The sequence below is a fragment of the Isoptericola sp. NPDC058082 genome (assembly GCF_042885055.1).
GTDB lineage: Bacteria > Actinomycetota > Actinomycetes > Actinomycetales > Cellulomonadaceae > Isoptericola.
Genome location: NZ_JBHVSQ010000017.1, coordinates 1 through 12,485 on the forward strand (window position 1 = coordinate 1; position 12,485 = coordinate 12,485).

At 74.4% G+C, this 12,485-nt stretch carries 10 protein-coding genes; all 10 read right to left on the reverse strand.

The window, feature by feature from the left end:
• Window positions 1-418 (reverse strand): MoaD/ThiS family protein (locus ACFVS0_RS18215; RefSeq protein WP_430588744.1); only part of this gene is annotated, 418 nt, incomplete at its 3' end.
• A 5-nt stretch (window positions 419-423) separates the two neighbouring features.
• Window positions 424-1,533: a GTP 3',8-cyclase MoaA gene (gene moaA / locus ACFVS0_RS18220; RefSeq protein ID WP_430552054.1), complete on the reverse strand. Its 1,110-nt coding sequence runs from the start codon at window positions 1,531-1,533 to the stop codon at window positions 424-426.
• 4 nt (window positions 1,534-1,537) lie between these two features.
• Window positions 1,538-1,870 carry a DUF6457 domain-containing protein gene (locus tag ACFVS0_RS18225; protein ID WP_430552055.1) on the reverse strand — a complete coding sequence of 111 codons (333 nt, stop codon included), beginning with the start codon at window positions 1,868-1,870 and terminating at the stop codon, window positions 1,538-1,540.
• Window positions 1,867-2,610: a molybdenum cofactor guanylyltransferase gene (locus ACFVS0_RS18230; protein ID WP_430588745.1), complete on the reverse strand. Its 744-nt coding sequence runs from the start codon at window positions 2,608-2,610 to the stop codon at window positions 1,867-1,869. The genes ACFVS0_RS18225 and ACFVS0_RS18230 overlap by 4 nt, the downstream gene beginning before the upstream one ends.
• A gap of 1 nt (window position 2,611) precedes the next feature.
• A complete protein-coding gene (gene glp / locus ACFVS0_RS18235) occupies window positions 2,612-3,919 on the reverse strand; it encodes a gephyrin-like molybdotransferase Glp (protein ID WP_430588746.1) in 1,308 nt (435 codons plus the stop codon).
• A gap of 97 nt (window positions 3,920-4,016) precedes the next feature.
• The gene (locus tag ACFVS0_RS18240) at window positions 4,017-5,246 is read right to left on the reverse strand and encodes a nitrate/nitrite transporter (protein ID WP_430588747.1); all 1,230 of its coding nucleotides are present in this window, start codon (window positions 5,244-5,246) and stop codon (window positions 4,017-4,019) included.
• Window positions 5,247-5,296: 50 nt separating this feature from the next.
• Window positions 5,297-6,055 carry a respiratory nitrate reductase subunit gamma gene (narI, locus tag ACFVS0_RS18245; protein ID WP_430552059.1) on the reverse strand — a complete coding sequence of 253 codons (759 nt, stop codon included), beginning with the start codon at window positions 6,053-6,055 and terminating at the stop codon, window positions 5,297-5,299.
• Window positions 6,046-6,792 carry a nitrate reductase molybdenum cofactor assembly chaperone gene (gene narJ / locus ACFVS0_RS18250; RefSeq protein ID WP_430588748.1) on the reverse strand — a complete coding sequence of 249 codons (747 nt, stop codon included), beginning with the start codon at window positions 6,790-6,792 and terminating at the stop codon, window positions 6,046-6,048. Before narJ ends, narI begins: the two co-directional genes overlap by 10 nt.
• Window positions 6,789-8,477, reverse strand: coding sequence for a nitrate reductase subunit beta (gene narH, locus ACFVS0_RS18255; RefSeq protein WP_430586072.1), 1,689 nt, complete (start codon window positions 8,475-8,477; stop codon window positions 6,789-6,791). The genes narJ and narH overlap by 4 nt, the downstream gene beginning before the upstream one ends.
• On the reverse strand, window positions 8,474-12,313 hold the full coding sequence (locus ACFVS0_RS18260) for a nitrate reductase subunit alpha (protein ID WP_430588749.1): 3,840 nt from the start codon (window positions 12,311-12,313) through the stop codon (window positions 8,474-8,476). Before ACFVS0_RS18260 ends, narH begins: the two co-directional genes overlap by 4 nt.
• Window positions 12,314-12,485: the final 172 nt, after the last annotated feature.

Sequence of the window (12,485 nt, forward strand, 5' to 3'; positions counted from 1 at the left end):
GGGGGGGGGGCGGGGGTGGGAGAGAGGAACTAAAAGGAGAGTGGGGGGAAGAAGAATGACTGGGGGGAGGGTTTCTTTTGCGGGGGGGGGGGCGGACCCCCGAAGGGGCCCCGTCCCACCCCCCGGCGAAGGGCGGCAGCAGGTCGAGGCTCGCGCCGGCCGGCACGACGTCGGACGGCGCGGACCGGCGACCGTCGAGCAGCACGCTGCAGCGCTCCAGCACGGGCCCTGCCGCGGGCGTCCCGGCCGCCAGGCGGGCGACGACGTCGGCGACGGTCGCGCCCGCCGGGACGGCGAGCGTCTCCTCCGAGCGCCCGAGCGCGGCGCGCGCGGCGGCGAAGTAGCGCAGCGCCACCGTCTGCTCGAGGCCCGGCGCCGCGTCCGTCGGCCGGCCCGGCGCCGTCGTCTCCTGGGTCATGCGTGTCATCCTCCGATGGCGCTCATGGTGCGCTCGGGCTGCGTGAACCCCGAGCCGTCGAGGTCGGTGCCGGAGCCCGTGTCGCTCATGCCGTGCCCGGCCTGCTTGGCCCACATCGCGGCGCGCCACAGGTCGGCGAGCACGGCGTCGTCGGCGCCCGCGCGCAGCGGCCCGAGCAGGTCGGTCTCGGTGTGCGCGAACAGGCAGTCGCGCACGCCGCCCTCCGCGGTGAGGCGAGTGCGGCGGCAGTCGTCGCAGAACGGCTCCGTCACCGACGCGATGATGCCGACGCGCCCCAGGCGCGCGCCGTCGGCGCCGCGCACGACGAACCGCTCCGCGGGGGCGCCGTCGCGCGGCTCCTCGTCGGCCTCGAGGGCGAACCGGGTGCCGAGCTGGTCGCGCACCTCGGCCGCGGTGACCATCGCCGCGCGGTCCCAGGCGTGGTCGGCGTCCAGCGGCATCTGCTCGATGAACCGCAGCTCGAAGCCGCGCTCCAGGCACCAGGCCAGCAGCTCGGCGGCGTGGTCGAGGTTGACCCCGCGCACCAGCACCGCGTTGATCTTCACGAGGTCGAACTGCTGCGCCGCGGCGTCGATCCCCGCGAGCGTGCGCTCGAGGAACGGGCGCCGGGCGAGCGTGGCGAACGTGTCCGGGTCGAGGGTGTCGAGGGAGACGTTGACGCGGTCCAGCCCGGCCTCGCGCAGCGCGGCGGCGCGGGAGTCCAGCCCGACGGCGTTGGTCGTGAGGCTCAGCTCCGGGCGCTGGGGGAGGGCGGCGCAGTCGCGCACGATCTCCACGAGGTCGCGGCGCAGCAGCGGCTCCCCGCCGGTGAACCGCACCTGCCGCACGCCCAGGTCGCGCGTCGCGATCCCGACGAGCCGCACGATCTCCTCGCGCGTCATCACCGAGTCCTTCGGCAGGGTCGGCAGGCCCTCGGCCGGCATGCAGTACGTGCAGCGCAGGTTGCAGCGGTCGGTGAGCGAGACGCGCAGGTCGGTCGCGACCCGGCCGAACGTGTCGACGAGCCCGCCGGTGGCAGGCCGGTCCGCGGGCAGCCGCACGTCGGGCACGCCCGCGCCGGGCAGGCGCGGCATCCCGAGGGAGACGGTCGTCATCCGATCAGCTCCCCGCCCCGGTCCCGGTGACGGCCTCGGCGCCGGGGCCCGGGTCCTGCCAGGACAGCGCCGACGACGTCGCGCGGTCGAGCGCGTCGGAGGACTCCCCGCGCGCGGCGGCCAGCCCGGCCGCGTAGCCGACCGCGTACGCGGTGACGGGGGCGGCGGGCCGCGCCACCTGGTGCGCGGCGTCCCGCGCGAGGTCGAGCACCGCGCCGACGTCCACGCTGCGCGGGGGCAGCCCGAGCTCCGCCTCGAGGGCGTCCACCCACCGGTCCAGCACGCTGGAGCCCGGCTCCGAGGCGCGGGGGGCGGCGGGGGGAGTCTGGTCGGTCATCGGGGTCCTCCCGGGCGGTCGGTCGGCGGTCGGGTCGTCGCGGGTCCCGTCCCGGCGCGGGCCGCCACGACCGTGTGGCTTCCTGTGTGGAGTCCTACCGTAAGCCGTCGCAGGTCGTCCCAGGTGTCGACGTCCGCGCTCGCGCCGACGTCGTCGGGCACCTCGACGCAGGACAGCTCCGCGACCAGGCGGCGCACCGGCACGCCGGCGAGCGCGGCGGGGTTCCCCGGCCCGGCGACGACGTCGAGGGCGCGGCGCAGCGCGTCGCGCCGGTACAGGCCGACCAACCACTGCGCGCGGCCCGCGCGGACCAGGTACGCGCCGTCGGACGTGGTGCTCCCCGGCCCCGCGACGGCGGCGCGCAGCACGGGCACCGCGTCGCCCGCCCGGGGCACGTCCACGGCGAGCACCAGCACCCACGCCGGCGCGTCGTGACCAGGGCCCGGCGCCGCGTCCAGGGCCCGCAGCCCGGCGTCGAGCCCGGCGACGGGGCCGCCGAACGGCGGGTCCTCGCGCGCGACGAGCACCTCGCGGCCGGGCGGCAGCGCGGGGTCCGGGCCGACGACGACGGTGCGGTCGGCGTCGCGGGCTGCGGCCAGCGCGCGGTCGAGCAGCGTGGCGCCGTCGAGCACGACGGTCGGCTTGGGCACTCCGCCGAGGCGCGTGGCGCGTCCGCCGGCGAGGATCACGGCGTCGTACCGGAGGTCGTGCCGCGCGGGGGCGGCGCCGTCGGGGGCCACGTCAGGTCCCGGTGCCGAACGGCAGGTCGAGCGGCAGCACGTCGAGCTCGTCGCCGGCCTCGACCTTCTCGACGTCCGGCGGGACGAGGGCGAGAGCGTCGGCACCGAGCAGGGTCGACGTCGCGTGGCCCCCCGAGCGGTGGTCGGCGCCCGGCGCCGTGGCCCGCGCAACCGCGCCCGACGGCAGCGTCCGCACCGGCACGACGTGCGTGCGACCCGGCGGGCTCGGCCACGCCTCGGCGGCGGGGCGGCGCACCGGCCGCGCGGGCTCGCGGCCCGCGAGGACGGCGACCGCGGGACGGACGAACAGCGCGAACGACACGAACGCGCTCACCGGGTTGCCGGGCAGCGCCACCCACGGCACCCCCCGCCAGCGCGCGAGCGCCTGCGGCCGGCCGGGTCGCAGCGCCACGGCGGCGACGTCGACGTCCGTCAGCCGCGCGTCGTCGGCGTCGAGCACCGCCCGTACGACGTCCGACGCGCCCGCCGACACCCCGCCGGTCGTGACGACCAGGTCGACCGTGCCCGAGCCGCCGGGCGTGCTGCCCACGACGCCGTCGAGGGCGGCGCGCAGGGCGTCGGCGTCGTCGGGGACGGCGCCGACGCGCACGACGTCGGCGCCCGCGGCCCGCGCGAGCGCCGACAGCAGCAACGAGTTGGAGTCGGGGATGCGGCCCACGCCCGCCACGTCGCCGGCCGCGACGAGCTCGGAGCCCGTCGACAGCACCGCCACGCGCGGCCGTGGGCGCACCGGCAGGTCGGTCAGCCCGCCCGAGGCCGCGACGGCGACCAGCGCCGGGGTGACGGCGTCGCCCGCCCGGCCGAGCAGGTCGCCGGGCCGCACGTCCTCGCCCCGGTGCCGCACGTGGGCCCGGGGCTGCCGGGCGAGGGTGACCTCGCGCTCCGTCGTCGGGCCGCCCGCCACGAACCGGCCCGTCGACGTGCGCTCCACCGGCACGACGGCGTCCGCCCCGCCGGGCACCGGCGCGCCGGTCATGATGCGGACCGCCCCGTGTCCCCCGAGAACGCGCCCAGGATCGGGGGGCGAGCCGGGGCGGAGGTCGCCGACGACGGGCAGGGTCACGGGGGAGCCGTCGGCGGGCAGGTCGGAAAGACGCACGGCGTAACCGTCCATAGCGGCGGCGTCGAACGGCGGCACGAGCGCGACGGAGCGGACCTCCGCGCCGAGCGAGCGACCGGGCGGCTCGACGGCGAGGTCCGCCAGCCCGACATCCTGCACGGGCAGCGGCGCGACGCGACCCAGCACGGCGGCGACGTGCTCCGCCAGGCTCCGCGGCGTGGTGGTCATGGGGCCACGCTAGGCCGGGGACGTGTCGCCTGTGCGGCGCGGACCTCACGGCAGGTCGCGTGCCGGGGTGAGGGGGCGCGGGGCGCGGGCACCGCCGTCATCCGGCGTTCGCCCGCACGCGCTTGCGCACCGGGCCGAGCGTGAACAGCAGGGTGAGCAGCGCCGTCAGCGCGAGCAGGCCGAACCCGATGCCGTAGTCGCCCTGCGCGCCGTAGACGGCGCCCATGATGAGCGGCGGGATGAAGCCGCCCAGGCCGCCCGCGGCACCGACCACGCCGGTCACGGCGCCCACCGTCCCGGGCGGGGCCATCTTCGCGACGAGGGCGAAGGTGGCGCCCGACGACCCGCCGAGCGCCGCCGCCATCGCGAGGAACGCGACCGTCGCCACGGGGATCAGGGCGGGCTGGAAGATGATCACGGCGGCACCGACCGTCACGACCGCGTAGCACACCAGGTTCACCGCGACGCCGCCCACCTTGTCCGACAGGGTGCCGCCGAGCGGCCGGCAGACGACCGCGAGCACGACGAAGCCTGCGGTGCGGAACGACGCGTCGCTGGCGCTGAGGTCGTAGGCGTTCTGCAGGAACGTCGGCAGGTACACGGAGAACGCGACGAAGCCGCCGAACCCGATCGCGTACAGCCAGGACAGCTGGAGCGTGGCGGGGATCTTCAAGGTCGCCCAGGTGCGCGCCCACATGCCGCCGCCGGTGCCCGGCGACCAGGCGGGGGAGTCCTGGAGCAGTGCCCGCGAGGCGAGGGCGAAGACCGCGAGGAACACCGACACGATGATGAACGGGGCGCCGTCGCCCCACGCGTCGCGGATCGGCACCGTGGAGAACGACGCGATGGCCGTGCCGCCCATGCCGGCGCCGAAGATGCCGATCGCGGTGCCGCGGCGGGCCGGCGGGTACCAGTTGTTGACGAACGGGACGCCGATGGCGAAGGTCGTGCCGCCCAGGCCGAGGAAGAACCCGCCGATCAGCAGCCACACCAGGCTGTTCGCGACGAACCCGATGAACAGCACGGGGATGATCGTCAGTGCGCTGCACAGCGGGAACATCACCTTGGCGCCGAACCGGTCGGTGAGCGCGCCGATCGGGATGCGGCCGAGGGACCCGACGATCACGGGGATGGCCACGAGCACGGACACCTCGAAGTCGCTGAGGTCGTACAGCTCGCCGTAGCTCTTGCCCAGCGGGCTCAGCAGCGCCCACGCCCAGAAGCAGATCGCGAACCCGATCGTCGCGAGGGTGAGCTGGGTGGCGTTGCCCTGCACGGCCGGGGCGGTCGGCGCGCCGGCCGGTCCGGGGGTGGCTGCCGAGGTCATGGTTCCTCCAGTCGTGACGGACGGACGGACGGTCGGGTCGGACGGTCGGGTCAGCGGGGCGGCGTCGTCGGGTCCCACCCGGGTCGCGGCGCCCGGGACGACACGGACGCCTCGCGGGAGCGGTAGACCACGTAGGGCCGGAACGGGTACTGCACGGGGGCGGAGAACGCGTGCACCAGCCGGGTGAAGGGCCACAGCGCGAACAGCAGCATCGCCGCGACGATGTGCACCTGGAACGCGGCGGGCACGCCCTCCATGAGCGCGGGCTGCGGCTGGAGGTACCAGAGCGACCGGAACCAGGGCGAGATCGTCTCCCGGTAGTCGTACCCGTGCCCGCCCGCGAGGATCTGCGTCTGCACGGTCGCCCAGGCTCCCGACAACAGCGACGCGGCGAGGAACACGTACATGGTCTTGTCCATGCGCGTGGTCGCGAGGAAGACGGGGCCGGTGGAGCGGCGCCGGTAGATGAGGATGAGCAGCCCGGCCACCGCGACGACGGCGGCGAGCGACCCCATCGACGTGGCGATGAAGTGGTAGAACCCCTCGCTGACCCCGACGGCCTCCGTCCAGGTGTTCGGGATCACGAGCCCGAGGAAGTGCCCCAGCACCACGAACAGCAGCCCGAAGTGGAACAGCGGTGAGCCCCAGCGCAGCAGGCGCTTCTCGTAGAGCTCGCTGGACCGGGTGGTCCAGCCGAACTTGTCGTACCGGTACCGCCAGATCGACCCCACGACCAGGACGGCGAAGGTCACGTAGGGCAGCACGACCCAGAGGATGATCTTGTCGGCGCCCGCGTCCGTCAGGCCCATGGCAGGTCCTTCCCCTCGTCCCCGTACCCCGTGTCACCGGCGCCGCTCGCCCCGTACCCGCTCAGCCCCACCAGCTCCGCGGGCGGCCCGGCGGCCACCAGGTCGGCGACGCGCTCGGCCGTGGCGGCGTCGACGGGCGGGAGCGTGAGGCTCACGGCCTCGACCGCCGCCGTCCAGGGCGAGCGCTGCGCGGCGAGCGCCGAGCGCAGCACCTCGATGCCGTCGCGGTGGGCCGCGAGCAGCGCGCCCGCGATGCGGGCGCCGTCGGGCCCGCCGCGGGCGGACAGCTCCAGGACGGTCGGGAGGTAGTCGGGCAGCTCGTCGCCGGTGGTCTCGAACCCGGCGGCACGGTAGGCCTCGACGAACCGCACGAGGGCGGCGCCGCGCTTCCGGGTGTCGCCCGCCGCGTAGTACGACAGGTACATGGCGCAGCGGCGCTTGAGGTCGAACGTCGCGACGTACCGGGCCTGCAGCGCGGCGACGTCGTCCGGTCCGTCGGCGTCGAGGAGCGTCGTGGCGAGCCCGGCGAGGCGGTCGCGCACCGGGGCCGGCAGGGGGGCGACGGCGTCGCGCACGGTGGGCGCGGCCGCGAGGGTCGCGTCGTCGGGGTAGGCGAGCAGCACCGACGCGGCCATGTGCGCGACGGCGCGGTCGCCGTCGGGCAGCGGCACCGGCGCGAGCGGGTCGAGCCGCTTCGCGCGCACGCCGGGGCGGGGCAGGAACGCGAGCCGGCTCACGACCGGCCCTCCTCGTCGCCGGTCCCGCCGCCGCCCGGGGCGCCGTCGTCCCCGGGCGGGAACAGGCCGCTGGGCCGCCCGTTGCCGTCCCAGTTGAGCAGGTTGACGCGCCCGGGGGTGGACGGGCCGTAGGGGGAGTCCGCGGTCTGCCGGGCGGCCAGGGCGTGGAAGTTCTCTACGGCGACCGGGGTGGGCTGACCCGAGGACGAGCCGAACGGGCCGGCGCCGCCCATGCCGGGGCCGCCCTCGAAGTCGAGGGAGCAGGCCATCTCCTCCAGCTCGCGCGCGACCTCGGTGTGCGCGGTGGGGATGACGTACCGCTCCTCGTACTTCGCGATGGCCAGCAGGCGGTACATCTCCTGGACCTGGTCGCCGGTCATGCCCACGGCGGCGGCGTGCTCCTCGGGGAACTCGCGCCCGAGGTTCACCTCGCGCATGCCCGACCGCATCGCGGCGAGCCGGCGCAGCACCCGCTCGACCGGCCCGGTGTCGCCGGCGGTGAACAGCCCGGCGAGGTACTCCAGCGGGATGCGCAGCTGGGAGATCGCGGCGAACAGCGTGCGCCCGTCCTCGCCGTCGTTGCCGGAGCTGGCCACCACGTCGACCACGGGGGACAGCGGCGGGATGTACCAGACCATGGGCAGCGTCCGGTACTCGGGGTGCAGGGGGAGCGCGACCTCGTAGTCGGAGATGAGCTTCCAGATCGGGGAGCGCTGGGCGGCCTCGATCCAGTCGTCCGGGATGCCCTCGCGGCTGGCCGCGGCGACCACCTCGGGGTCGTGCGGGTCCAGGAACACCGACCGCTGCGCGGCCAGGAGGTCGTGCTCGTCCTCGATGGCGGCGGCCGCGCCGACCTTGTCGGCGTCGTACAGCACCAGGCCGAGGTAGCGCAGGCGTCCGACGCAGGTCTCGGAGCACACGGTGGGCAGCCCGACCTCGAGGCGCGGGTAGCACAGCGTGCACTTCTCGGCCTTGCCGGTCTTGTGGTTGAAGTAGACCTTCTTGTACGGGCAGCCGGTGACGCACATGCGCCAGCCGCGGCACTGGTCCTGGTCCACCAGGACGATGCCGTCCTCGACCCGCTTGTACATCGCGCCCGACGGGCAGGAGGCCACGCAAGACGGGTTGAGGCAGTGCTCGCAGATGCGCGGCAGGTAGAACATGAACGTCTGCTCGAGCTCCTCGGCGACGTGCTCGCTCATGTGCTTGAGGATCGGGTCGTCCTGCATCGTCGCGGTGGAGCCGCCGAGGTCGTCGTCCCAGTTGGCCGACCACTGGATCGACATGTCGTCGCCGGTGAGCAGGGACTTCGGCTTGGCGACCGGCGTGTGCTCGCCCTGGGGGGCGCTCAGCAGCATGTCGTACTCGTACGTCCACGGCTCGTAGTAGTCGTGGATGGACGGGAGCTTCGGGTTGGCGAAGATCGACGCGAGCTTCTTGGCCCGCCCGCCCGCGCGGAGCTTGAGCTTGCCGCGCTTGGTGCGCACCCAGCCGCCCTGCCAGGTGTCCTGGTCCTCGTAGGTGCGGGGGTAGCCGAGGCCCGGGCGGGTCTCGACGTTGTTGAACCAGACGTACTCCGTGCCCGTGCGGTTCGTCCACGCCTGCTTGCACGTCACCGAGCAGGTGTGGCACCCGATGCACTTGTCGAGGTTCATCACCATCGACATCTGGGCCATGACCTTCACGAGTAACGCACCTCCTGCGAGCGGCGTCGGATGACGGTGACCTCGTCGCGCTGGTTGCCGGTGGGGCCGAGGTAGTTGAACGCGTAGGTGAGCTGCCCGTACCCGCCCGCGAGGTGCGTGGGTTTCAGCAGGATGCGCGTCAGGGAGTTGTGGATGCCGCCGCGGCGGCCGGAGGTCTCGGCGAGCGGCACGTCCACCGTGCGGTCCGTGGCGTGGTGCATGTACACCGTGCCCTCGGGCATGCGGTGCGAGACGACGGCGCGCGCGACGACGACGCCGTTGCGGTTGACCGCCTCGATCCACTCGTTGTCCGCCACGCCGATCTTCGCGGCGTCCGCCGGGCTCATCCAGATGTTCGGGCCGCCGCGCGACAGCGACAGCATGAACAGGTTGTCCTGGTACTCCGAGTGGATGGACCACTTGGAGTGCGGCGTCAGGTAGCGCACCGCGACGGCGGCGTGCCCGGTGCCGCTGCCGTCGGGGCCGCCGTCGTCGAAGGCGCCGGGCCGCGGCGAGTCGCCGAACAGGTGGTGCAGGTCCAGCGGCGGCCGGTACACGGGCAGCTGCTCGCCCAGCTCGATCATCCAGTCGTGGTCGAGGTAGAAGTGCTGGCGGCCGGTGAGCGTGTGCCACGGCTTGAGCCGCTCCACGTTCACCGCGAACGCCGTGTACCGGCGCCCGCCGTGCTCCGAGCCGGACCACTCCGGGGAGGTGATCACCGTCGTCGGCCGCGACTGCACGTCCGGGAACGTGACGCGCTTGGCCTGGTCGTCGGCGGCGAGGTCCGCCAGCCGCTGCCCGGTGCGCTTCTCCAGGTGCTCGAACCCCTGCACCGCGAGGCGGCCGTTGGTCGTGCCGGACAGGGCGAGGATCGTCTCGCACGCGTGGGTGTCGCGGTCCAGCCGGGGGCGCCCGGCCGCGGGGCCGGACGTCACCAGGCCGTTGACCTGCCCGAGCTTGCGCACCTCCTCGTCCGGCATGAACGCGACGCCCTTGGTGGCCATGCCCTTGGTGTCCGTGAGCGGCCCGAGCGCGGCCATGCGCGCCGCGAACGCCGGGTAGTCGCGCTGCACCACCTGCAGGCGCGGCATCGTCACGCCCGGCACCAGCTCGCGCTCCGCGGGTGGCGCGCCCGCGTCGGTGAGCGTGCCGTGCGGCACCGCGAGCTCGTCGGGGGAGTCGTGCAGCAGCGGCGTGGCGACCAGGTCCTCGCGCACGCCCAGGTGCTCCTCGGACAGCTGCGAGACCAGCCGCGCCAGCGTGTGGAACGTGTCGAAGTCGGTCTTCGTCTGCCACGGCGGGTTGATCGCCGGGTTGAACGAGTGCACGAACGGGTGCATGTCCGTGCTCGACAGGTCGTGCTTCTCGTACCAGGTGGCCGCGGGGAGCACGACGTCGGAGAACAGCGTCGTGCTGGTCATGCGGAAGTCCATCGTGACGAGCAGGTCGAGCTTGCCGCGCGGCGCCTCGTCGTGCCACGTCATCGACGCCGGACGGCGGCCCTCCGGCGCCTCGTCGGCCAGCACGGAGGCGTCCGTGCCGAGCAGGTGCTTGAGGAAGTACTCGTTGCCCTTGCCGGAGGAGCCGAGGATGTTGGCCCGCCAGATCGTCAGCACCCGGGGGAAGTTCGCCGGGTCGTCGGGGTCCTCGCAGGCGAACCGCAGGTTCCCGGCCTTCAACTCGTCCACGACGTGCTGCTCCGGCTCCTTGCCCGCCGCGCGCGCCTCGTCCACGAGGTCCAGCGGGTTGCGGTCGAACGTCGGGTAGCTCGGCATCCAGCCGCGCTGCGCCGACTCCACCAGCGAGTCCGCCGTCGTGCGGCCCGCCAGGACCCCGGGCGCCAGCGGGGACGCGAGCGCGTCGGCCGGCATCCCGTCGTACCGCCACTGGTCCGTGGCGAGGTAGAACCAGCCCGTGCCGATCATCTGGCGCGGCGGACGCACCCAGTCCAGGCCGCCCGCGTACTGCGCCCAGCCCGTGATCGGGCGGCACTTCTCCTGGCCCACGTAGTGCGCCCAGCCGCCGCCGTTGACGCCCTGGCAGCCGGTGATCGTCGTGAGCGTGAGGAACGCGCGGTAGATCGTGTCCGAGTGGAACCAGTGGTTCGCGCCCGCGCCCATGATGATCATCGACCGGCCGCCGGAGTCCTCGGCGTTCTGCGCGAACTCCCGGCCGATCTGCGCGGCGTCCGCGGCGCGCACGCCGGTGATCTCCTCCTGCCAGGCGGGGGTGCCGGGCGCCGTCGCGTCGTCGTAGCCGGTGGGCCACTCGCCCGGCAGGTCGAGCTCGGCCCGCTCGACGCCGTACTGAGCCAGCAGCAGGTCGAAGACCGTCGTCACCAGGTGCCCGCCCACCCGCCGGGTCGGCACGCCACGCGTCAGCACGCCCTTGCCGCCCAGGTGCGCCTGCTCGGCGGCGTCCCCGGCACCGGCGTCGGCCTCGGGCACGACGTCGAACCGGGGGAGCAGCACGGCTGCCGTGCCCAGCTCGCCCGGCGCCGCCCCGGCGCCGTCGGCCACCGACAGCAGCGGGTCGACGTCGCCCAGGTCCAGGTTCCACCTCCCCTCGCCCGCCTCGCCGTACCGGTCGGCGAGCGTCCCGTTCGGCGCGACGACCGTGCCGTCGGCGTCCAGGAGCAGGGTGCGGAAGCTCGGGTTCGCCGTCGCCCGTGCGCCCGGCAGGACGGCGTCGTCCACGTCCGAGGCGGTGAGGAACTTGCCCGGCACGTACGCGCCGTCCTTCTCGTCCAGCCGCACCAGGAAGGGCGCGTCCGCGTACCTCTTGAGGTAGTCGACGAACGGCGCGGTGCGCTTCTCGACGAGGAACTCCCGCAGGACCACGTGCCCCATCGCCATCGCCAAGGCCCCGTCGGTGCCCGGCTGCGGCGCTAGCCACTGGTCGGCGAACTTCGTGTTGTCCGCGTAGTCGGGGGAGACGGACACGACCTTGGTGCCGCGGTAGCGCGCCTCGGCCATGAAGTGCGCGTCCGGGGTGCGGGTCACCGGGATGTTGGAGCCCCACATGATCAGGTAGGACGAGTTCCACCAGTCCGCGGACTCCGGCACGTCCGTCTGGTCGCCGAACACCTGCGGGGAGGCGACCGGCAGGTCCGCGTACCAGTCGTAGAACGACAGCATCGTGCCGCCCAGCATCTGCACGAACCGTGCCCCGACGCCGTGCGACACCATCGACATCGCGGGGATGGGGGAGAAGCCCGCCACCCGGTCCGGCCCGTGCGCCTTGATGGTGTGCACGTGCGCCGCCGCGACGATCTCCGCCGCCTCGTCCCACGTGGCCCGCACCAGGCCGCCCTTGCCGCGCGCGCTCTTGTACGCCCGCGCCGTCTCCGGGTCGGAGGTCAGCCGCTCCCACGCGAGCACCGGGTCGCCGCCGACCGCGGCCTTCGCCTCCCGGTACGCCCGCAGCAGGACGCCGCGCACGTACGGGTAGCGCACCCGCGTGGGCGAGTAGGTGTACCAGGAGAACGCGGCGCCGCGCGGGCAGCCCCGCGGCTCGTACTCGGGGGAGTCCGGCCCGACCGACGGGTAGTCCGTCTGCTGCGTCTCCCATGTGATGATGCCGTCCTTGACGTACACCTTCCACGAGCACGAGCCCGTGCAGTTCACGCCGTGCGTGGAGCGCACCACCTTGTCGTGCGACCACCGGTCCCGGTAGAAGACGTCACCCTCGCGGCCGCCCTTGAGGAACAGCTGGCGCAGGTCCTCGGACACGTCCCCCTTGCGCAGGTGCTTGCCGAGCCGCAGCAGGGCGTCGGCGGCCCCGGTCGGCGGCGCCGCCCCGAGGTCGGTCGTGACGGGCGGACGGGTGGTCGACATGCGCACTCCTGGGGCTGGGGTACCGAAGAGTCACTGTTTCGCATCATGGGCCCGGACCTGGGGCAGCGCATGTCGAACCCTCCTGCTCACAGGCCCGCCGGGCCGGCTGTGCGTTCGTGCTCACGCGCATTTCACGGCCCGGCGTCAGGCATCGAAACACCGTCTTCCTAGC

What these genes read in the sequence shown, in the direction of transcription:
- glp (WP_430588746.1), bottom strand. Translation starts at nt 3,919, where the DNA reads ATGACCACCACGCCGCGGAGCCTGGCGGAGCACGTCGCCGCCGTGCTG.
- ACFVS0_RS18240 (WP_430588747.1), bottom strand. Translation starts at nt 5,246, where the DNA reads ATGACCTCGGCAGCCACCCCCGGACCGGCCGGCGCGCCGACCGCCCCG.
- ACFVS0_RS18260 (WP_430588749.1), bottom strand. Translation starts at nt 12,313, where the DNA reads ATGTCGACCACCCGTCCGCCCGTCACGACCGACCTCGGGGCGGCGCCG.
- ACFVS0_RS18225 (WP_430552055.1), bottom strand. Translation starts at nt 1,870, where the DNA reads ATGACCGACCAGACTCCCCCCGCCGCCCCCCGCGCCTCGGAGCCGGGC.
- moaA (WP_430552054.1), bottom strand. Translation starts at nt 1,533, where the DNA reads ATGACGACCGTCTCCCTCGGGATGCCGCGCCTGCCCGGCGCGGGCGTG.
- narI (WP_430552059.1), bottom strand. Translation starts at nt 6,055, where the DNA reads ATGGGCCTGACGGACGCGGGCGCCGACAAGATCATCCTCTGGGTCGTG.